19 protein-coding genes are annotated in these 20,671 nt (G+C 63.7%); 9 read left to right on the top strand and 10 right to left on the bottom strand.

The features are described from left to right. Positions 1-121: 121 nt before the first annotated feature. Complete coding sequence (locus tag PBR20603_RS03585) at positions 122-1,147, top strand: LysR family transcriptional regulator (protein ID WP_150558131.1); 1,026 nt, start codon at positions 122-124, stop codon at positions 1,145-1,147. A gap of 88 nt (positions 1,148-1,235) precedes the next feature. Here the strand turns inward: PBR20603_RS03585 and PBR20603_RS03580 are convergent, their stop codons facing one another. The 4 genes from PBR20603_RS03580 to PBR20603_RS03565 form a co-directional block, all read right to left on the bottom strand. Further along, the gene (locus PBR20603_RS03580) at positions 1,236-2,366 is read right to left on the bottom strand and encodes a nucleoside hydrolase (protein ID WP_150558325.1); all 1,131 of its coding nucleotides are present in this window, start codon (positions 2,364-2,366) and stop codon (positions 1,236-1,238) included. 67 nt (positions 2,367-2,433) lie between these two features. Continuing rightward, on the bottom strand, positions 2,434-3,564 hold the full coding sequence (locus PBR20603_RS03575) for a porin (RefSeq protein WP_150558130.1): 1,131 nt from the start codon (positions 3,562-3,564) through the stop codon (positions 2,434-2,436). Positions 3,565-3,829: 265 nt separating this feature from the next. After that, positions 3,830-5,107, bottom strand: coding sequence for a DUF445 domain-containing protein (locus tag PBR20603_RS03570; RefSeq protein ID WP_150558129.1), 1,278 nt, complete (start codon positions 5,105-5,107; stop codon positions 3,830-3,832). Between the two features lie 111 nt (positions 5,108-5,218). Further along, positions 5,219-7,399, bottom strand: a complete 2,181-nt coding sequence (locus PBR20603_RS03565; RefSeq protein ID WP_150558128.1) for a malate synthase G — start codon at positions 7,397-7,399, stop codon at positions 5,219-5,221. Between the two features lie 473 nt (positions 7,400-7,872). Between PBR20603_RS03565 and pepE the strand changes: the two genes are divergently transcribed. After that, positions 7,873-8,586, top strand: a complete 714-nt coding sequence (pepE, locus tag PBR20603_RS03560; protein WP_150558127.1) for a dipeptidase PepE — start codon at positions 7,873-7,875, stop codon at positions 8,584-8,586. A gap of 20 nt (positions 8,587-8,606) precedes the next feature. Here the strand turns inward: pepE and PBR20603_RS03555 are convergent, their stop codons facing one another. Then, positions 8,607-8,825 carry a hypothetical protein gene (locus PBR20603_RS03555; protein WP_150558126.1) on the bottom strand — a complete coding sequence of 73 codons (219 nt, stop codon included), beginning with the start codon at positions 8,823-8,825 and terminating at the stop codon, positions 8,607-8,609. A 456-nt stretch (positions 8,826-9,281) separates the two neighbouring features. On the opposite strand from PBR20603_RS03555, the gene PBR20603_RS03550 reads away from it, so the two are divergent. Beyond that, the gene (locus PBR20603_RS03550; protein ID WP_150558125.1) at positions 9,282-10,169 is read left to right on the top strand and encodes a DMT family transporter; all 888 of its coding nucleotides are present in this window, start codon (positions 9,282-9,284) and stop codon (positions 10,167-10,169) included. 134 nt (positions 10,170-10,303) lie between these two features. Here the strand turns inward: PBR20603_RS03550 and PBR20603_RS03545 are convergent, their stop codons facing one another. Next, positions 10,304-10,726: a hypothetical protein gene (locus PBR20603_RS03545; protein WP_150558124.1), complete on the bottom strand. Its 423-nt coding sequence runs from the start codon at positions 10,724-10,726 to the stop codon at positions 10,304-10,306. A gap of 192 nt (positions 10,727-10,918) precedes the next feature. Between PBR20603_RS03545 and PBR20603_RS03540 the strand changes: the two genes are divergently transcribed. Further along, complete coding sequence (locus PBR20603_RS03540) at positions 10,919-11,272, top strand: DUF2288 domain-containing protein (RefSeq protein ID WP_150558123.1); 354 nt, start codon at positions 10,919-10,921, stop codon at positions 11,270-11,272. 56 nt (positions 11,273-11,328) lie between these two features. Here the strand turns inward: PBR20603_RS03540 and PBR20603_RS03535 are convergent, their stop codons facing one another. Together PBR20603_RS03535 and PBR20603_RS03530 are read right to left on the bottom strand one after the other, a co-directional pair. Next, positions 11,329-11,703, bottom strand: coding sequence for a hypothetical protein (locus PBR20603_RS03535; protein WP_150558122.1), 375 nt, complete (start codon positions 11,701-11,703; stop codon positions 11,329-11,331). Between the two features lie 50 nt (positions 11,704-11,753). Then, entirely contained in the window at positions 11,754-12,647 is an 894-nt protein-coding gene (locus tag PBR20603_RS03530; RefSeq protein WP_150558121.1) for a LysR family transcriptional regulator, read from the bottom strand. 239 nt (positions 12,648-12,886) lie between these two features. On the opposite strand from PBR20603_RS03530, the gene PBR20603_RS03525 reads away from it, so the two are divergent. The 4 genes from PBR20603_RS03525 to PBR20603_RS03510 all read left to right on the top strand — a co-directional run bounded on the left by PBR20603_RS03525 (position 12,887) and on the right by PBR20603_RS03510 (position 17,366). Beyond that, positions 12,887-14,242 (top strand): MFS transporter, encoded by a 1,356-nt coding sequence (locus PBR20603_RS03525; RefSeq protein WP_150558120.1) that lies wholly within the window; start codon positions 12,887-12,889, stop codon positions 14,240-14,242. Positions 14,243-14,592: 350 nt separating this feature from the next. Then, entirely contained in the window at positions 14,593-15,498 is a 906-nt protein-coding gene (gene gcvA / locus PBR20603_RS03520; protein ID WP_150558119.1) for a transcriptional regulator GcvA, read from the top strand. Between the two features lie 74 nt (positions 15,499-15,572). Then, positions 15,573-16,400, top strand: coding sequence for a DMT family transporter (locus PBR20603_RS03515; RefSeq protein ID WP_150558118.1), 828 nt, complete (start codon positions 15,573-15,575; stop codon positions 16,398-16,400). A gap of 69 nt (positions 16,401-16,469) precedes the next feature. Further along, positions 16,470-17,366 (top strand): oxidoreductase, encoded by an 897-nt coding sequence (locus PBR20603_RS03510; protein ID WP_150558117.1) that lies wholly within the window; start codon positions 16,470-16,472, stop codon positions 17,364-17,366. A 152-nt stretch (positions 17,367-17,518) separates the two neighbouring features. On the opposite strand, the gene PBR20603_RS03505 is transcribed toward PBR20603_RS03510, so the two are convergent. After that, positions 17,519-18,427, bottom strand: coding sequence for a LysR family transcriptional regulator (locus PBR20603_RS03505; protein WP_150558116.1), 909 nt, complete (start codon positions 18,425-18,427; stop codon positions 17,519-17,521). A gap of 180 nt (positions 18,428-18,607) precedes the next feature. Here PBR20603_RS03505 and PBR20603_RS03500 point away from each other — a divergent pair, with 180 nt between their 5' ends. Continuing rightward, a complete protein-coding gene (locus tag PBR20603_RS03500) occupies positions 18,608-19,801 on the top strand; it encodes an MFS transporter (RefSeq protein WP_150558115.1) in 1,194 nt (397 codons plus the stop codon). A 27-nt stretch (positions 19,802-19,828) separates the two neighbouring features. On the opposite strand, the gene PBR20603_RS03495 is transcribed toward PBR20603_RS03500, so the two are convergent. Then, positions 19,829-20,632: a TOBE domain-containing protein gene (locus tag PBR20603_RS03495; protein WP_246174352.1), complete on the bottom strand. Its 804-nt coding sequence runs from the start codon at positions 20,630-20,632 to the stop codon at positions 19,829-19,831. Between the last annotated feature and the right edge of the window lie 39 nt (positions 20,633-20,671).

Here is a 20,671-nt window from a genome sequence, read left to right as displayed (position 1 = left end):
TTCAATAATTCGAATCTATTCTTCGTGAAGGCCGTGGATTCCCGGCGTGTCCGGCGTTTCCTGCGGTCTCGCGGTACCGCTGTCCTGCCGTCACGTCAGGACACCACAACAGGAGCGCGCCATGGCGACTTCGTCACGACGTACCGATAACACTGTGGCCAGTCCGGGCGAGCCAAAGGCATCGAAGGCTGCCGCATCGGGTTCGCCGAATGCCGGCGTGCCGCAGGTCCCGCCCTTGCCGGCCCTCACGCTGCGTCAGGTGCAGTACTTCGTGGCGCTGGCGCATTCGCGCAGCTTCACGCAGGCGGCGCAGGCGCTCTCGGTCACGCAACCGGCCCTTACGGCGGCGATCCGTCAGATCGAATTTCTGCTCGGCGGCAGGCTGTTCGAGCGCTCGGCGCATCGTCTGACGCTGACCGAAGCGGGCACCACCATCCTGCCGCTGGCCGAACGTCTGCTCAACGCCGCACGCGGAACGTTCGACGACATGTCGAGCACCTTCGCGCTGCAAGCGCAGACGGTGCGCATCGGCTTCATCCCGTCTGTCGCGGCGCGTCTGCTGCCGGTGCTCGGCACGCTGCGCGAGGCGTATCCGAACGTGCGCTTCGCGCTGTCCGATCTGCCGAACAGCGAACTCGTTGCCGCCCTCGCGCGCGGCGAAATCGACCTCGGCGTCGGGGTTCGCGACGATGCCGACGAGGCCGGTCATGCGGCCGGTGCCGACGGCTTTCGTTGCGACGACCTGTTCGACGACGAGATCGTGCTCGTGGCGCGTCGTGACGATTCGCTCGCCTCGGAGGCCTCCGTCACGTGGGCGCAGCTCACCGAGCGCGACCTCGCGGTATTCGTACGCGGTAACGTCAGCGATTCCCTGCAGCGCACGGGGGGCTCGCAGAATCTGCGGCTCGAACCGAAGTACCGCATGGAGTACACCGAGCCCCTTTACGCGCTGGTGCGCAGCGGACTCGCCCTGGCGATCCTGCCCAGGCTCTACACCTTGCATCTGCACGACCCGGTGCTCGTTGCACTCGACGTCACGGCACCGCGTGTGACGCGCACCGTGGCGCTGATGTCGCTCGAAGGCAAGGAACGCGGCCCGCAGGTCAGCGCCTGTCGCGACTGGATCGCGAAGCATCTCGCGATGTAATCGCCCGCGCACGGCCGTCACGCAAAAAACGCGGCGGCCGTTCCGGGCCACCGCGTTGTTCGCGCGCAGACGTTTTTTTCTCTGCCGCTTACGGCAAACGCGCGATGCGCTCGAGCAAGGTGTCGTAGAAACGATCGGCGTCGACGTCGGTGATCCAGGTGGCATTCACGGCGCGCTTCGAGCGGCCGTTCCAGTCCACGACCGTCTCGCCCAGCGTGAGCTGGCCTGTCGTTTCCACGGCAACGTTCACACGGCGGCCGCCGAACATCGTCGGGTCGACCAGATAGCCGATGGTGCACGGGTCGTACATTGGCGCGGATTCCACACCGCGACGTCCCTTCTGATAGGCCACTTCCGCCGCAAGAATGTCCGCTACGATCGGGCCGCAACGATTCTTCAGTGCGCGGAACGGGGCGATGCGCGCCGGTGTGATCGGCGCCTTCACGCACACGTCGCGCGGCAACACGGTTACCGGCACGCCGGCGCCGAGCACGATGCTCGCGGCTTCCGGATCGACATAGATGTTGAATTCGGCCGACGGCGTGATGTTGCCGCGCTCGAACCAAGCCCCCCCCATCAACACGATTTCACGCAGGGCCTTGGCGCCTTGCGGTGCGGCGGTCAGTGCGGTGGCGATGTTGGTCAGCGGGCCGAGCGCCACGAGCGTCACGCTGCCCGGCGCGGCGGCGCGCAGGGTGTCGATCAGATACGTCACGGCGTGCTGCGGGGCGAGCGGGCCACGCGGCTCGTGCAGCGTCACACCGTCGAGACCGGTGCGGCCATGCACGTTCGCGGCGGTGATCAACTCGCGCATGAGCGGCTTCGGGCACCCGGCGTAGACCGGCAGCGTCTTGGTTTTGTCTGCCCAGTCGCGCACGATGCGGGCGTTGCGCTCGGTCAGACTCAGCGGCACGTTGCCGCCCACGGCGGTGAGCGCCTTGAGGTCGATCTGGTCGTGGGCGCCCAGCGCGAAGAGGATCGCGATGGCGTCGTCCTGCCCCGGATCGCAGTCGATGATGACAGTGCGGCGCGACACGCCATCGACCGCCAGACGGGCGGCGCCTTCGGTCGACGTGAGTTCCGCGAAGGCGCTGCCGGCACCGGTCGCACCCAGCGTGGCCAGCGATGCGGCGAGCGACGTGCGCAGGAAGCTGCGACGGTTGCGTTGACGCGTTGCGTCCGCGTCGCTCGGTGAGTTCAGTTCGTGCAGATCGGCCATGATGTCGAACTTGCTATGCATTGAGGGAGACAGCGCGTTTCGGTCGCGCTGGTCGTATCTGCGTGTGTCAGAACGTGTGACGCATGCCCAGCGTCACGGCCATCTGGCGCTTCGTGCTCGAGGCTGCGTAGCCGAAGAGCTGTGCGTATTGCGCATCGCCGGCGGCTTGCTGGGCGTTGAGCGTGAGCGCGACGTCCGTGCGCTTCGACAGCCAGTAGTCGGCCTGCAGGTTCACCTGATGCCATTGCGGACGCGTGTTGATCACATCGTACTTGCCCGACGTGAAACCGTACGCCGCGCCGAGCACGAGGGCCGGGGTGACGTTGTAGTTGAGCGTCAGGTTGTAGTTCTGCAGATGCAGATGCGAAGCGTCGAGGTAGGTGTAGCGCACGTCCGAGAACATCGCGCCGATGAGGGCCGGGCCCCAGCGATAGAAGCCGCCTGTGGCGAAGATACGTTGCTGGTTCGCGAAGACGTTCGCACGCGTGGCGCTCTTCGAGAAGATCAGCAGCGGGCTGGCGTAGTCGTTGGCGATGGCGCCGTCGTTGTTCGTGCCGCTGTACGGATTGTTGTACTGCGCGTAGGCCGCATTCCAGTCGAAATCGGCGTACTTGTAGCCGAGGCCGACGCTGTAGGCGTTGTTGTTGCGAAAGCCGGTGGCCGAGTTCGAGAAGCCGTATTGCGCCGTGCCGTGGAAGCCGCCGACCGTCGGGCTCACCCACTTCACCGAGTTCTGCATACGGATATCGTTGTACCCGTTGTCGTTGTCGCCAATGTTCACGCCGTTGCTCGAAATGATGATCGGGCCCACGTAATCGTGGATGGTGTCGTACTGACGACCCAGCGTGACCGTACCCCAGGTGTTGTCCGACAGACCGACGAACGACTGACGGCCAAAGGCGCGGCCGTTCTGCGCACCCGTGCCGTTCACGATGCTGAAGCCGGCTTCGAGCGTGAAGATGGCCTTGGTGCCGTTACCGAGATCTTCCGAACCACGGAAGCCCCAGCGCGGATTCTGGTTGGTGCCCGAGAGCGCCTGCCACGTCTTGTTGCCGCCCTGATTACTCACGTAGCCCACGCCGCCCGAAATCAGGCCGTAAATGGTGACGTTGCTTTGCGCATGCGCGGTGGTGGCGGCAAGGCTCATAGCGGCGCATGCGCCGGCGAGGCCCAGACGGGCCAGAATCGTGGTCTTCATGAGATGTGGCGTTCTCTAAGGTATTCGGGAAGCATCTGCGCGCTCGCGAGAGATGGCGCGGCTGGGACCGAACTATAGGGAACAGGGTTGTATAAATATAATTTTGATTTTTTATATATCGATAAATTTAATCGATATTAGCGGGGAGGCCGCGTGGCGTCTCGGGAAGCGGAATGTCGAATGGGCGTTGCGGCGCGTCGCCGGCGTTGCGCCGGGCAGGCGCCGGTCTGAGAGGCGGCGTCTGCGGGGCTGCCGGAAGGGGGGCTCAGTGGGGTCGTGCGAGCAATACCGGTGCTTGCGCGATCAGGTACAGCACGGCGCCGATCAGCCCGCCGACGAGGGTGCCGTTGATACGGATGTACTGGAGATCCTGCCCCACGCTCAGGCGGATCTGCTGGGACAGATGCTCCGCGTTCCAGCCATGCACCGTCGCGCGGATATGCGCCGTCACGAAGTCGGCGAAGCCGGGTGCCATGCGCTCGGCGGCATCCAGCAATTGCGCGTCGAGCGCCTTTCGCAACGACTCGCTTCGCGCCAGTTCCTGACCAATCCACGCTGCTGCGTCAGTGATCCTGGCGCCGATCACCGAATCGTCGTGCGCGAGGTCGCGCTTCACCCAGTTTCGCCACTCGTTCCACAGGCCGCCGACATAGGCATTGAGCGCGGTGTCGCCTTTGAGCTGTGTCTTGAACGTGTCGAGCTTCGCCTGGAATTCGGCATCGTGCTTGAGTCGCTCGATCAGTCCCGCCACCGCACGATCGAACGCCTGACGGAGTTGATGCGATTCGTCGGCCTCCATCTGCGCGAGCAGACGTGTGACGGCTGCCGCGATCATGTCCGACCCCTTGTTGCCGAGCCACTCGGAGGGCAACACTTTTTCCTTCTTCGGATGATCGGTCTTGAGCCATTCGACGATGCGTGCCGAGATGAATTCGCGCGTCTGCGGCTCATTAAGGAGTTCGACGAGATAGTCGAGCGTCTCGTCGAGCAGCGCCTGGTGGCGGCCGTCGCGCGTGAGCGTGTCGAGAATGGCGGCCGCCGATTGCGACAGGTCCAGCCGGTCGATCATGGTGTCGAGCGCGCGGCGGATGAAGGCCTGCACGTTGCGCTCGTCCATTACGTCGAGCACACCGCCGGCCACTTTCACCAGCACCGCGCTCAGTTGACGTGTGTTCTCGTGCGAGCCGAGCCAGTGCGAAACGGCATCCGCCGGATTCTGTTGTTGTATGAGGCGGACGACCGAAGGCGTGTCGAGAAACTTCTCGCGCACGAAGCGCGCGAGACCGTCACCGAGGGCGTCTTTCTTGCGGATCAGAATGTTCGTATGCCGCGCCAGACCGGGGATCGGAATGCGCCGGAACAGGGCTTCGACCGCAAACCAGTCGGCCAGTCCGCCGACCATCGCGGCTTCGGCCGCTGCGCGAATCCAGCCGGTGACGAAGTGCTCCGGCATGAAGAGCGTGGCGATGAAGATCGCCAGCGCTACCAGCAGGAAGGACAGGGCACGCCGTTCGGCGCGTTGCAGGGCGATGGCGGGATCCATGCGCGGGGCTGGCTCCTGAAAATACAAAGACGCCCGACAGGTTACCCCGTCGGGCGTCTGCTGATAAGTCTCGTGTGTTCTGACCTATCGGCGGGCGATCACCTCAGGCGATTACCCGCGTTGCTTTGCCTTCAGTTCGAGACGGTACTTGTGCAGCAGCGGCTCGGTGTAGCCGTTGGGCTGCGTCAGGCCTTCGAACACCAGCGCGCTTGCGGCCTTGAACGCCAGCGAGTCGTCGAAGTTCGGCGCCATCGGACGATACTGCTTGTCGCCCGCATTCTGCTTGTCGACCACGGCGGCCATGCGCTTCAGCGTCTCTTCGACCTGCTCGCGCGTGATGACGCCATGACGCAGCCAGTTCGCCAGATGCTGGCTCGAAATACGCAGCGTGGCGCGATCTTCCATCAGGCCGACGTCGTTGATGTCCGGCACCTTCGAGCAGCCCACACCCTGATCGATCCAGCGAACGACGTAGCCCAGAATGCCTTGCGCGTTGTTCTCGATTTCCTTGCGGATCTCGTCAGCGCTCCACTCGGCCTTGGCCACGACGGGCACGGTCAGCAGGCCCGTGAGCAGCGCGTCGCGTTCCTTCGCGTAGTCGATCTTCTCGAGGGCTTGCTGGACTGCCTGCACATCGACCATGTGGTAATGCAGGGCGTGCAGCGTGGCGGCGGTCGGCGACGGCACCCAGGCGGTGTTCGCGCCGGCTTTCGGATGCGCGATCTTCTGCTCGAGCATGGCGTGCATCAGATCCGGCATGGCCCACATGCCCTTGCCGATCTGCGCGCGGCCACGCAGGCCGGCGGCCAGACCCACGAGCACGTTGCTCTTTTCATAGGCCGTGATCCATGCCGACGACTTCATGTCGCCCTTGCGCATCATCGGACCGGCTTCCATCGCGGTGTGCATTTCGTCACCCGTGCGATCCAGGAAGCCCGTGTTGATGAACGCGACGCGCGACGCCGCAGCGGCGATACAGGCCGAGAGGTTCACGCTGGTGCGGCGCTCCTCGTCCATGATGCCCATCTTGAGGGTGTTGCGCGGCAGGCTGTACAGGTCTTCGATACGGCTGAAGAGTTCGTCGGCGAAGGCCACTTCGGCCGGGCCGTGCATCTTCGGCTTGACGATGTAGATCGAGCCGGTGCGCGAGTTCAGTTGATGTTTGCGGTCGTGCAGCGAAGCGAGCACGGTGACGACGCCGTCGAGAATGCCTTCCGGAATCTCGCGGCCCTCGCGATCGGTGATCGCCGGGTTGGTCATCAGATGGCCGACGTTGCGGATGAACAGCAGCGAGCGGCCATGCAGCTTCACGGGCTTGCCGTCGGCGCCGGTGTACTCGCGGTCGGCATTCAGGCGGCGCGTGAAGGTCTTGCCGCCCTTCGCGACCTCTTCGGTCAGCGTGCCCTGCATCAGGCCGAGCCAGTTGCGGTACAGGTCGACCTTGTCGTCGGCGTCCACGGCGGCAACCGAGTCTTCGCAGTCGATGATGGTCGTCACGGCGGCTTCGACGAGCACGTCCTTGATATGGGCGGCGTCGGTCTTGCCGATCGGGTGAGTGGCGTCGAACTGGATCTCGAAATGCAGGCCGTTGTGCTTGAGCAGCACGGCCGTCGGGGCAGCCGCGTCGCCCTGATAGCCGATGAACTGCGCCGGCGTCGCCAGCGCGGTCTTGCCGCCCTTGGTCGTGATTACGAGCTTGCCGTTCTCGACGCTGTAGCCGGTAGCGTCCTTGTGCGAGCCGTCAGCCAGCGGGGCGGCCTGATCGAGGAAGCCGCGCGCGAAGGCGATCACAAGTTCGCCGCGCTTCGGGTTGTAGCCGGTGCCCTTCTCGGCGCCGCCCGTCTCGGGGATGGCGTCAGTGCCATAGAGGGCGTCATACAGGCTGCCCCAGCGCGCGTTCGCGGCATTCAGGGCGTAGCGTGCATTCGAGAGCGGCACGACGAGCTGCGGGCCGGCCTGTTCGGCGATTTCATAGTCGACGTTGGCCGTGGTGGCCGTCACCCCGGCGGGCGCGGGCAGCAGATAGCCGATCTTTTCGAGGAAGGCGCGGTAGGCGGCGGTGTCGGCGATCGGGCCCGGGTTGGCGCGATGCCAGCCGTCCAGTTCGCCTTGCAGGCGGTCGCGCTCGGCGAGCAGTGCGCGGTTCTTCGGGGCGAGGTCATGGACGATGGCGTCGAAGCCTTTCCAGAACGCATCCACATCGACGCCGGTGCCCGGCAGGGCTTCCTTTTCGATGAACGCGATCAGATTGTCTGCGACCTTCAGGCCGCCACGCTGGGAAGTGGAAGTCATGATGCTGTACTCGAGTTTGAAAACCAGGTTGACGCGATTTCGTCCAGGCGCCTGACGCTCACACCGGCACGTATCTCGCCGGAAGATCTTCAGCAGGGCAGACGATAAGGGGCAGTCTTATATAAGAGTCTGAGTGTAATCCTTCTCCGGGCGCTCGGAAACCCGGGATTTCGAGTCGCGACACCCCCGTAGCTTATAGGTGGCATAAGGATTGTCGTATGACGACGGCACCATGAGGCTTTGCGCCCGGTACTCGCCCGGTACTCGTTTTCCCACGTGCGGTTGCAGCATTCGGTATGACGTTTCACTTCATGAGAAATGAGCGCGTTGCCATGCGAAAGGGCAATGCCGGCGACGGACAGGGGGAAGGCGTCGGACTAGGCGACAGGTACACTCATCGTCTGCATCGAACGCGCGCCGTGCGCCGGAAGCGGGCCGTCCCCCCGAAAACATCTGCCCAGGAGGCATGAGTCGTGAAACAGATCTTGATGATGAGCAGCTCCCGCAAGGGCAACCTGGGCTTTCTGGCGCACGCCGACGATCAGGTGCATGCGGTGCTCAGGGATCGCGTGAAAAGCGTCTTGTTCGTGCCCTACGCCGGCGGCATTACGTTCAGCTATGACGAGTACGAAGCGCGCGTGAAGCCGACGTTCGATCGGCTGGGCTATGTGCTCGAATCGATTCACCATCATAAGGACGCCCGCGCGGCCGTCGAGCAGGCGCAAGCCGTAGTGGTGGGCGGCGGCAACACGTTCGCTCTGCTCGATCGCCTGTACAACGCAGGCATCGTGGGCTTGCTGCGCGAACGAGTGAATGCGGGCATGCCGTATGTGGGGTGGAGCGCCGGGGCGAACGTCGTCTGCCCGACCATCCGCACGACCAATGACATGCCCATCGTCGAGCCGCCGACGCTCAAGGCGCTCAACCTGATCCCGTTTCAGGTGAATCCGCACTTCATCAGCGGTAAGCCGGCGGGGCACAACGGGGAGTCGCGCGAGGAGCGTCTGGCCGAGTATCTGGCGATCAATCCCGACGAAAGCGTCGTCGCCATTCCCGAAGGGACGGCACTCCACGTGCAGGGCGAGAACGCTACGGTGCTCGGCGAGTTCGACGCGTTGCACTTCAGGCAAGGCGGCGCCATCGACAAGATCGCGACGGGCAGCACGTTTGCGCTGGCGTCGATCTGATCGGCGCGGCCGCGATGCCGTCACGCGTGTGTCGGCGAATTCAGCGCGAGATAGTCATCCGTAAATTCTGAAATCTGATTTTTCGCACCGGATCGCGTTCTGCCGGCCTGTTTTCGCTGGCAGAATGCGAGGTCAAATTCGGTGCGCGCTTCCCCCTCGGAGCGTGATGGGTGTTGACGGAAAATGGGGGCACCCTCTTCCGTCATCGGGATGTTGATGGGGGGGATGATGGTGCGCATGTATGCGGATCTTGAGCTGTCGGGGGACCAGAAGCGCCGTATCAAAGCATTGTGCGAGCGAAATAACTACCGCGGATTTGTCTCCATCGTTTCCGATTACGTCTGGATTATCGTCATATCGACAATCCCATGTGATCGCGCATCACTCACGATTGGGCGACGCCGTTCATGATCCGGATTTCCGGGAATTGAAAGACGCAGGCGTATACGAGATCCCTCCAGGCCCCGGCTTCTTTCGACGATTCGTTTTGGGCGCGATATGCGGCCGATTGACGGTTCGATACATCAAATCCCTGCTTCAGAGTCGCTTAGACGGCACGTTCGCCGAATGGGATGACCGATGGGGCGGAATCTTTTCATCGGACCGCAATAGACGCGTGTCCTTTATCAACTTCGTGAGAACGCCCCCAACGCCCTGACGGCGCGACTCAAGTCCAGATTCACTCCACATCGGATATGCGTTTTTCCCATCGCATGAGCTACGGGCCAGAGCGCTGTGCGCTGATCGCCGCGCTCCTGAACGGCACAATCGGCGTGTTGACGCGGACCGGATTCGATCAAGGGGCGACCCCCGCGCAGATCGCCTTCTGGAAGTGCTTCGGCGCGTTCTTGTTAGTCTGCGGACTCTGTGCCTGTCGAGCGCAACTCATGACGCAAACCGTCAGCCTCGGCAGGCGCTGGCCCCAGTTTGCCTGTCTCTCGTTTTTGGGGATCTTCGGCCTCTATTACTTCGAGACGAAGGCGTTCGCCGAAGCGTCAATCCCGTTGGTTTCCTTTCTGACGTATGCCGCGGGTGGCGCCACGATCGCGTTGTCCGGCCTGTTTCTCAGGGAGAAAGTCACGCGTCAGAAGGTGGTTGCCTTCGCCGCGATCGTCATGGGCGTGGGCCTGATGAGTCTGTTCGAGCATGGCGTCACCGGGAGTTTGGCGGGTATTGCCTTGGCTTTGGCCGGCGGCTGCGGCTATGCATTGTTCATCTTCCTCTCCAAGTGGTTCGGGATCGGCTCGGGATTACCTCAGCTCGTCTGGCTATTCGGGTTCGGAAGTGTCTTTCTGCTGGTGCCGCTTGCGCACGAAGGGTTCGCGGTACCTGACGGTTTCGCATGGATGACGCTATGCGCGCTTGTCCTGCTACCGACGATTGGCGGCTTCTACTTCACAACGCGAGCGGTGGAGACAGGGCAGGCGAGCAAAGTGCAGATCATCGAGACCAGCGATCCGCTATTTGCCACAGGCTTTGGATTCGCACTTTTTGGCGACCGGCTAAGTCATGCCGGAATGCTTGGCGCGGCCTGTATCGCGGCAGGACTCTTGATTGCGGTCCGGCGAAGGTCTGATCGATGAGGTGACGGAGCATCCGGCCGGCGACCAGACGAAAACGCCGCCCAGGCGTGAGCCTCGGGCGGCGGTCTGCACTTACCCACTTTCCGGGAGGGGCAGCGTCTGCTGTCCCGCTTGCCGTCAGTGTCGATGAGGCATCAGGCGTCGTCGTCGAGCCACGGCACTTCGACGTCGGTCAGGAAAGCGACCATCGCGAGCGGACGCGCTTCGTGGCGGCCCATCTTGCCGTCGGCGCGGTGCCACACCACCTGGAACGTCTCCGGATGCTTGTCGGCGATCAACTGCACGGTGCGCAGTTCTTCTTCGTCAGCTTCGTCGATGGGGCCGTCGAACGACAGAACGAGTGCCTGCGGCCACACTCCGCCTTCCGGGTCGTAGACTTTGTCGCCGTTAGGCACGTCTACCACCGCTTCGACGCCGATCGTCGCCGACGCTGCCACGATCATCTCGCCAAGCGCACGCAGCAGCGCAGTCGCACGGGCAGAGTTGATCTGGCGCATGGCGAGATCGCCGCGCGTCAGGGCTTGTTCCAGCTTGGGATCGGTTTTTTGTTTGGACATGCGGTTCCTCGGTAAAACGTTAGCCACCACGCAGCGGCCGTGCCATGTCACTGCGACACCGACGTCATACGTGGGGTTCCGATGCTACCACCGTCGCGCACGCCGGGGCGCATTACAATGCGGGTTTTCGTCATTTACGCTTTCCCGCACGCCACCGTTTTCCGGCCTGCGCTGCCCCGGAGCCCCGCTGTCATGGATTCGCCCAAGCCCGCCAAATCAGATCAACCCCTGCAAAACGCCGCGTCGGGGGCGAGCGACGTCTATCTGCGCCTGCTCAGTGAAACCGCCAAGATCGACTGGAAGGATCTGGAGTCGTTTTTCGCGCGCGGCGTGTTGCTGTACGTCGCCCCCGGTGTCGACCTCGTGTCGGTCGCCGAGGCAGTCGCCAACGACGATAAGGACACCGTGTCTCAATGGCTCTCGTCGGGCATGGTGCAACGCATGCAAGCCAACCACGCCACCGATTTCGCCGAGCGCACGCCGGAGCTTTGGGCCGTCGTTGTCGCCCCCTGGGTGCTGGTGCAGGAGCGTGGCATCGTCGCCTGACGACGTCACGTTGCCGCTGTCGCCGGTCAGTCCCGGCACATCCTGATGACGCGCGGTTATTCCGTCACGCCTGCCTCGACGAGGCGTCGCGTGCAATCTTCCAGCAAATCCTGCGCCACCACCGACGCGTACGCATAATCCGCGTCGAGCGATTCCATCATTTCATGTGCGGTATACAGGCCGGCTTCGCGAGAGAGCGTGCCGGCCAGCTCGCGCGCGAAATCGTCGCTCAGCGTCGAGAGCAGACGCCGTTCCTCCAGCGGCAATTGCAGCTTCGAGCGCGATAGCCACATCTGCGCGAGTGTGGCGCCCTGCTTGTCCGTCATCCATTGCCCATGCTCGTAGAACGCCGACAGACGCTCGGCTGTCAGCGCGAACAACAGCGCGCGGCGGGTGTTGAAATTCAGACGAATCGGCGTGGCTTCCGGCATGACGGCAACCGCAGTAAGCGGACAAAATCGGGATCAAGGGGGCAAAGGTATCACGCGAAGAGCCGCAGCAGCGCATTGCGCGCATGTCGTATCAGATCGGTTTCTTCGGCGCGTCCGGGCAGCAGGTGGAATTCCGCGCGGGGCAGCGGCGGCAGACCGAGTGATGGTGGGCACACGATGAGGTCGGGGGTGAGCGCCGATTCGTTCAGGCAGGAGATTCCCAGGCCTGCGCCGAGCGCCAGTTGCATGCCGGCCACGCCTGCCGCCGAGTGAGAGACGCGATACGGCACTTTGTGCCGCTCGAGCACGGCGAGCACGAGACTCTGCAGCGCGCACGACGGCGGCAGCGTCACCAGCGGCAGCGGCTCACCGACAGGCTCGGCCAGCGTCGACGACATCGCCCACACGAGACGCTCGCGGCGCACCAGCGTGCCGGGCGTTCGATAGCCCAATGCTCTGGCCCCTTTGCCAACATCCTCATTCATCAGCCGTAACGCCAACCCGACGTCGAAGTGTTCGCCGGTCAGCGCGGTGCGCTCGATCTGCGCGCTTTGCATGGCACTCACATGCAAGCGCAAGCGCGGATACAGGCTGGTGAACCGCTTGAGCACACGGCCAACGTCGTGCGGACGGTAATAGTCCGTGATGGCGATGCGTAACTCGCCATCGAGCAGCACGCCTTGCAGATCTTCGAAGGCTGCCTCGGACAGCGCCGCGATCTGCCGTGCATAAGCCAGCAGCCGCGTGCCGGCAGGGGTCGGGCGCATGCCTTTGCGCGAACGCACGAGCAACGGCTGTCCGGCGCGCTCTTCGAGCTTCTTGAGCTGTTCGCTGACGGTCGATTGCGACAGGAATATCTGCTCCGCCGCCGCCGAAATACTGCCGGCGTCGTGAATGGCGATAAAGGTACGCAACTGCGTGAGATCGAAGGCGCGGGCGTTCATGGCGACTCTCGGGAGGGGATCGCGCTGGCGGCGCGGACGACACACCGCCACATCCGGACTGAATCCTCACTTAATCCGGAAAACACGATATAAGTCATCGAATTTTCCCGCTTTTCCGATGGATTGTCTATCCGTACGATGCGGAGCGTGGTGTTCCTATCCTTGGTTGGGTGCGAGACGGGATGCCGCGACCTCTCCCCTCTGAGACGCGTGCCTGCGGGCCGCGCACCGTGTCACATATGAATGAACGTCTGTGTACTGTCCCTGCTACTGCCCATCAGGCGCCGCCAGTGCTGGCGGTGTCGCATGCATCGCCCGTGACTCACGGGCTCGACCGTCACCATCGCTGGAAGGTGTTGGGGGTCGGCGTGGCGGCCAACTGCAGCTTTGCCGCCGCGATGGGCGGCATTCCCGCCACCGCCGTGCAGATGCGCCACGCCTACGCGCTGGCCAACGGTGATCTCGGCGTTGTGCTCGGCATGATCGGCCTGGGCATCGCCATTTCCGAATTGCCGTGGGGCATGCTCACCGACCGCTGGGGCGACCGGCGCGTGCTGCTCGTGGGACTGCTGGTGACCGCGGCGGCGCTCGTCGGCCTGGCGTTGTGGGGCGTGCCGACGAAGCATTTCGTGCCGTCGATGCCGATGCTGGCCGCGGGGATGTTGGCCATCGGCGTGCTCGGTGGCAGCGTGAACGGATCGAGCGGGCGTGCGGTCATGCGGTGGTTTCACGACAGCGAGCGCGGTCTCGCGATGAGTGTCCGGCAGTGCGCCGTGCCGCTGGGGGGCGGCATCGGCGCGCTGGTGTTGCCGGGGACGGCACTGCATTTCGGCTTCGGCGCGGTGTATTTTGGATTGGCGCTCGCGAGTGTCGCCGCAGCGTTCATGGCGTGGTTGTGGCTGCTTGAGCCGCCGGAGGAGCCGCATGAAACCGCGAGTACGGTAGCCCGTGCATCGAGCGCCACGGGCGGGCACCCGGCCGTGAGCTACACCCCATTGCGCGACGCCCGTCTGCTGAGCACCGCACTCGGTATGGCCGTCCTCGCGATGCCGCAGATCGCCGTGCTGACGTTTGGCACGGTGTTTCTGCATGACGTTGCCCATGCGAGCGTGGCGACGATTTCGCTCACGCTGGGGGCGGTGCAGACGGGCGCGGCGATCACCCGTGTGTGGAGCGGGCGCTATACGGATAAGCGTCGTAATCGTCCGGCGTATCTGCGAGTGTGCACGATTGTCGTCGGCATAGTGTTCGCGTTGCTGGCGCTGCTCGTGGCGGTGCTCGCGCATCGTCCCGAGTGGCTGGCGCACGGCACGCCGTGGATGATCGCGCTGCTGATCGCAGGGGGTGTCGTGGCGTCGGCGTGGCATGGCGTCGCGTTCACGGAACTGGCGACGCTTGCCGGTGCCTCGCGCGCTGGGACGGCGCTCGGCATTGGCAACACAGGCGTCTTCCTCACGATGTTTCTCACGCCGCTGACAATCCCGTTGTTGCTGTCGATTGGCGGCTGGGGGCTGGTGTGGGCGGGCGGCCTGCTGTGCGCCGCGCTGGCGTGGCCGCTCTTTGTCTGGTCGCATCGTGGCCGCTCACGGGCCTAAGCATTGTCGAAAGGCATAAAAGCCGTTATCGGGAATAGAAATGGCTGAGGCATGGTGAGTTGTGTGGCGTATTCGCCGGCCGCGACGGCGCGAGCGCGTTAGCGCGTTAGCGCTCGAGCCAGCGTCCGGCGCATGTGTGTTCGGCCGATAACTGTTTCCACGAAGACCCGCTTTGGGACTGCGCACGGCATTACCACGCGCAGCTTTTCTGGTGACGCCCATATTCATCGTCCGCAGGGGGCGCCGAGGGCATCGCGAATGGGCATCTTGAGCGCAGTGGCGAGAGGCCCCATGATGAGCATCGATTCATACGTGTGAAATTTTGAAATGCTCACCGAGGAAGCGATGACATGAGAGATCTGCCGCCTACAGCCACTTTGCGCGCTTTTGAGGTCGCGACACGACACGCAACGTTTACCGCCGCGTCAGAAGAGCTGCATATCACCCAAAGTGCCGTCAGTCATCAGCTAAAGCACCTCGAAGACCTGTGGGGGTTGCAGCTCTTTGAGCGAGGCAGGTCATTGCGTCTGACACCGGCAGGCGCTGCCCTCGCGCCGATCGTGCGCGAGTTTTTCATGAGTCTGGGGGCAACGCTCGCCGATCTGAGAGAGGAAAAGGGCCGAGTGAGGCTCAGAGTCAGTACGACCTATTCCTTCGCCCTGAAGTGGCTGCTTCCCCGACTGCCGAGTTTGTCCCGGCAGCACCCGGAAATTCTGGTCACACTCGAAAGCACCGACACCGCCATCAATTTTTCGAGCACGGAACCGGACGTTGCGATCCGTTTCGGTAGTGGGAATTACCCGGCGCTGCATTCGGACTTCATGTTCAGGGAACAGATTTTTCCGGTGGCCAGTCCCGAGCTTCTGAACCGCTTCGGCGTACCACGCGAACCTGCCGAACTATTACGCTACCCGCTGCTCACGCGTGATGGTTCCGATCTAGTGCCGAAATGGTCACTTTGGTTTCAACAAGTCGGTGTGGCGATTTCCGCGCTCAAGGAAAACGTCAGATTTGCCGACACCAACATGACGATTGAAGCGGCGCTGTTGGGGCAGGGAATTGCACTGGCGAGAAGCGGACACGTCGAAGCCGAAATCGGCGATGGCAGTCTGGTACGGCTTTTCGATGTGCCTTTCCCTTCTCCCGTGGCCTACTACTTTGTCTGCCCGAAGGGTGTCGAGTCGCAGCCCCACATTGTCAACTTTCGCCACTGGTTGCTGGCGGAGTCAGGGAAGGCTCAGCAAAGCTACCGGTAATCCATGAGGATTGACTCATCATGCAATGAGGAGACTTCGCTTAACCAAGGGGCTCGCGATGCTTAGTATGGCGTATGCCTTTTCACCTCGTTCTCTTTGTGCTGATGGCTGCCCTTCTGCACGCCAGTTGGAATGCGATGCTGCGTGGCGGGGTCGACCGACTTTGGTCGATGACGATCATGTGTGTGGCCGTTGCGATCGCCAGCACGATAATCGCCCTGTTCCTGAAGCCGCCAGCCTCGGCCAGTTGGGGGTATGCCGCACTTTCTGCGGTGCTGCACGTTGGCTATAACCTGCTGCTTGTCAGGAGCTATCGTGCAGGAGAACTCGGGCAGACCTACCCGATCGCACGAGGCTCCTCTCCCGCAATGATTGTCGTTGCGGCATCGGCCTTCGCTGGCGAGAGAATCGGAGGAGACGCCTTGCTCGGCGTTGCGCTAGTGTCGGGCGGCATTGTTTTCCTGGCCTTCAACGGGCGCGGGCTTGCCGTAACCAGCCTGCCGTATGCCTTGGCAACCGGCGGTTTCATTGCTGCCTATAGCGTGGCAGACGGCATCGGCGTGCGCCTGTCCGGCGCCCCCATGGCCTATACGGTCTGGATGTGCGCCTTGTGGGGCATCTTGATGCCAGCCGTATACATCGGGCTGCGCGGTGCAGGCAGTTTGCTGGCCATCCGGCCCGGGTTCGCCCAGGCATTTGTCGGCGGGCTGGTCTCTCTTTTGGCCTATGGAATTGTCATCTACGCCATGGCTGGCGCTCCCATGGGGGCGGTATCGGCGCTGCGCGAAACCAGCGTGCTTTTTGCAGCGTTGATTGGGTATTGCTTCCTTGGCGAAGCGTTGACCGTTCGAAAGATGCTGGCGTGCACGGTGATTGCCATCGGGGCGGCGATCATCGGCTGACGCCCACATTGATGAGCGCTGCGTGGTCGCGTGGCCGCACGGCCGGAATGACAAGACAACAGGAGAACCATCACGGTGTCTGAAAATCCATCCATCGCTATCCTGGGCCCGGGGGCCATTGGAACGACCGTCGCTGCTGCTTTGCATGCGGTTGGACGCACGCCCGCGCTATACGGCCGCACGGCGCATGAGCACTTGGCGCTGCATATCGATGGCGATTGCATTGTGGTTCCGGGGCCGGTGCGGATTGATCCGGTCGAGATCAGGGAGACATTTGATTTGGTGTTCGTCGCGGTAAAGTCGACACAGGTGGCGGTGGCGGCCCCCTTGCTTTCGGCACTGTGTGACGCAACGACGGTGGTTTGCGTGCTGCAAAACGGGCTTGAGCAGACGGCACTCGTTGCACCGCATTTGCATGGGGGACCCGTGTTGCCCTCGGTAGTCTGGTTTCCCGCGCAACGCGAACCGGATGCCTCAGTATGGCTGCGTGGCAAAGCGCGACTCACGTTGCCTGACGCGCCGGGGTCCCGCCTGGTGCTCGAGGCTTTGCAGGGAACATGGTGCTCGGTCGACGTCGTGACAGATTTCACATCCGTCGCCTGGCGAAAGCTCCTGCAGAACGCCGTAGCAGGTTTGATGGTGCTGACAAATCGTCGCGCAGGCATGTTCTCCCGAAGCGACATCTCCGAGCTGGCGCTCGCCTATCTGCGGGAGTGTCTAGCGGTGGCTCGTGCGGATGGTGCGATCCTGGGCGACGAAGTCGCGCAAGCGATTGTGGATCAATTTGCCGATTCTCCGCCCGACTTGGGCACGTCGATCCTCGCCGACCGGCAAGCCGGGCGCCCGCTTGAATGGGACAGCCGTAACGGGGTGGTGCAGCGATATGCGCGTGCTCGCGGCATACCTACGCCAATCAGCGATCTGATCGTGCCACTGCTGGCGGCGGCCAGTGACGGGCCGGGTTAAGTGGCTGTGCCGGGCAAGTCAGGCGATCGCCTATCGCCCCCGGGGCACATTGCCGGGTGCGTTTATGTGTGAGCGACCAGGGGTAGCGACCGTTGGCATCGGTGCGACCCCTCACTCGCCATCCGCACACGCCGGTCAGAAGCTCGGGGGCTTCAGGGCAGATGAACATGGGTCACGAGAAAGTCGAGAAATGCGCGCACGCGCGCGGGCAAGTGACCGCCCTGCCCGACATACACCGCGTGTACCGGCTCCAGATCGCCCGGGTTGTAGTCGTCTAGTACGGTGACGAGCCGTCCCTCGCGCAGATCGGCATCGACGTGATAGCGCGAGTGACGGGCGAGACCCAGCCCTTCGAGCGCGAGCTTGCGCATGGTTTCGCCGTCGCCCACCGTCATGTTGCCGATCTGCGGATAGTGCGTAATGCCGCCAGCCCCGTCGAGAAACGGCCAACCCTGCACCTGACGGTCGAAATTGAAGGCCATGACGTTGTGATGAATCAGGTCGGCTGGCGAGCGCAGCGGGCCGTTGCGCGCGAGATACGCGGGCGATGCGACGACGTGCATGCGACTCTCCCCCAGCTTGCGGGCCACCAACCGCGAGTCACGCAGCGGCCCCGCGCGCACGGCGACGTCGGCGCGCTGCTCCAGCAGGTCGACGACCGTGTCGGTGAGTGTCAGGTCGAGCCGGATCTCCGGGTACTTCGCCAGAAATGCCGGGATGACGGGCAGCAGGTAGATCGAGCCGATCGGCACGCTGGAATTCACGCGCAGCAGGCCACGCGGCACCGCGCCGGCGGCTGCCTCGCGCTCGGCCGCTTCGATGTCGGCCAGCACGCGCAACGCACGTTCGTGGAACGACGTGCCCTCGGGCGTGAGTTGCAGACGGCGCGTCGAACGGTTGAACAGGCGCGTGCCCAGCCGCGACTCGAGCCGGGCGATCAGCTTGCTTACCGCAGACGGCGTCATATGCAACGTGCGCGCCGCCGCAGAGAAGCCGCCAAGCGCCACGACGCGAGCGAAAACTTCCATATCGCCTGAGCGATTGACGTCCTGACGACCCATTGGATGTCCCCCTGATCTTTGCTGCGGCTGGCTTTGCGCAGTGTTGTGACATCAAGTCACAAATCATTTTCCTTCGCGCAGTCTATTTCATCAATGCGAGGGCGTCTATATTCCGCACATCGGCTCACGGCTGTCGCCTCGGCGGCGTGACCTTTCCCTATATTCAGACAGGAGTTTTCTGTGCCCATCGCCCTCTACGCCCTGACCGCCGGTGCCTTCGGCATTGGCGTGACGGAGTTTGTCATCATGGGTCTGCTGCTCAACGTCGGCGCCGATTTCGGTGTCTCGATCGCGGCCGCCGGCCTGCTTATCTCCGGTTACGCGCTGGGCGTCGTCGTGGGCGCCCCGGTCATGACGACCGCGACCGCCCGCTGGCCGCGCAAGACTGTGTTGCTGGTGCTCATGGCGATCTTCACCATCGGCAACGCCGCCTGTGCGCTGGCGCCGAGCTATGGGGCGCTGATGGCGGCGCGCGTGCTGACATCGTTTGCCCACGGCACGTTCTTCGGTGTCGGCTCGGTCGTCGCGACCGGCCTGGTGCCGCGTGAGCGCCGCGCGTCGGCCATCGCCGTGATGTTCACAGGGCTGACCGTCGCCAACATTCTCGGCGTGCCGTTCGGTACCTGGCTGGGCCAGCATTTCGGCTGGCGCGCCAGCTTCTGGGCGGTGACGGTGATCGGTGCGCTCGCGTTCCTCGTGATTGCCTGGTTTGTGCCGAAGATCGCAGCGCCGAAGGATGCAGGCGACTGGCGTGCCGATCTGCGTGCGCTGGCGCGTCGTCCGGTGCTGCTCGGTTTGCTCACGACGGTGCTTGGCTGGGTCGGCGTATTCGGCGTGTTTACCTACATTGCGCCGCTGCTCACGGAAGTCACCGGCTTTGCCGAAGGCGCTGTCTCGCCGATCCTGCTGATCTTCGGCGGCGGCCTGGTGATCGGCAATCTGCTCGGCGGCAAGCTCGCGGATCGTCGCGTCGTGCCGACCGTGCTGGGCAGCTTGCTGGCGCTCTCCGTCGTTCTCGGACTGATGACGTTTGCCCTGCACTCACACTGGCTGGCCATCGTGTTCGTGGCCCTGCTCGGCGCGGCGGCGTTTGCCACGGTCGCACCGCTGCAATTGTGGGTGATGGAGAAAGCCTCGGGGGCGGGGGCAAGCCTTGCGTCGAGCTTCAACATTGCCGCGTTCAACCTCGGCAACGCTATTGGCGCCTGGCTCGGGGGCTTCGTCATCGACCACGGCCCGGGTCTGGCGGCGGTGCCCTGGGTGGCCGCGCTCGTGCCACTGGCCGGGGTGGGTGTGGCGCTGCTGAGCCTGCGTCTGGATCGCCGCGACGCCAGGCAGCAAATCGCGCCGAACTGCGAAACACCGGCGCTGTAACGTGCCCGAGGGTCTGACGCTGGTGCGTCAGGCCATCACCCCCACGATGACACTGACGGCCGCGAATGCGGCCGTTGCCCCAACGCCCACCGTCAGTCCGCGAGCCGTCAGCGTGTCGTGCGGCATGACGGCGGCGAGCCGGCTGCCGCCCGGCAGCGCCAGAATGACTTCGGCTTGCCCGGCGTCATCGGTGATGGCGTCTACCGTGCCCGAAAGCCGGTTGGCCGTTGGCAGTCCGGCGAGATCTGCGCCGCGCGCGATCTCGATCCACGGCGCCTTGATGAGCGCGAACGCATCGCCACCGATGGCGAGCCCCAACGTCTGCGTGCTGTGATGGGTGAGCGACGCCGTAATCGCCTCACCGCCGGGCAAGGTCAGCGTGACCTCGTCGTTCACACCGCAGTGTCGAATGTTGGCGATCGTGCCGTGCAACTGATTGCGGGCACTCGTTTGCAGACCGAGTCGAGCGATAACGGGCCACTGCTCGTCGAAATGCTCCAGATCGTTGGCCACGCGCGCGAGAAACTGCCGCTGCGCCACTTCCACCGCCCGAAACGCTGCGACGAGCTTCGCGCCGCGGGCGGTAAGGCGTGTGCCGCCACCGCCGCGCCCGCCCGTGCTGCGTGCCACCAGCGGCTCGCCGGCGAGTTGGTTCATCGCATCCACGGCATCCCACGCGGCCTTGTAACTCATGCCCGCGGCCTTCGCCGCTGCGGTAATCGATCCGTGGGTGGCAATCTGTTCGAGCAGCGCGATCCGGGCCTGGCCGCCGAGCGACGAGTTGCCGCGATGCAGCCAAAGCGATCCGCTCACTTGCAGGGCATCATCCATTTCGTTGCGTAAAACCCCATCGGGCGTTGAAGAAGGTTC

This window comes from Pandoraea bronchicola (genome assembly GCF_902459805.1).
Lineage (GTDB): Bacteria > Pseudomonadota > Gammaproteobacteria > Burkholderiales > Burkholderiaceae > Pandoraea > Pandoraea bronchicola.
This window is presented reverse-complemented; position numbering and strand designations above follow the sequence as displayed.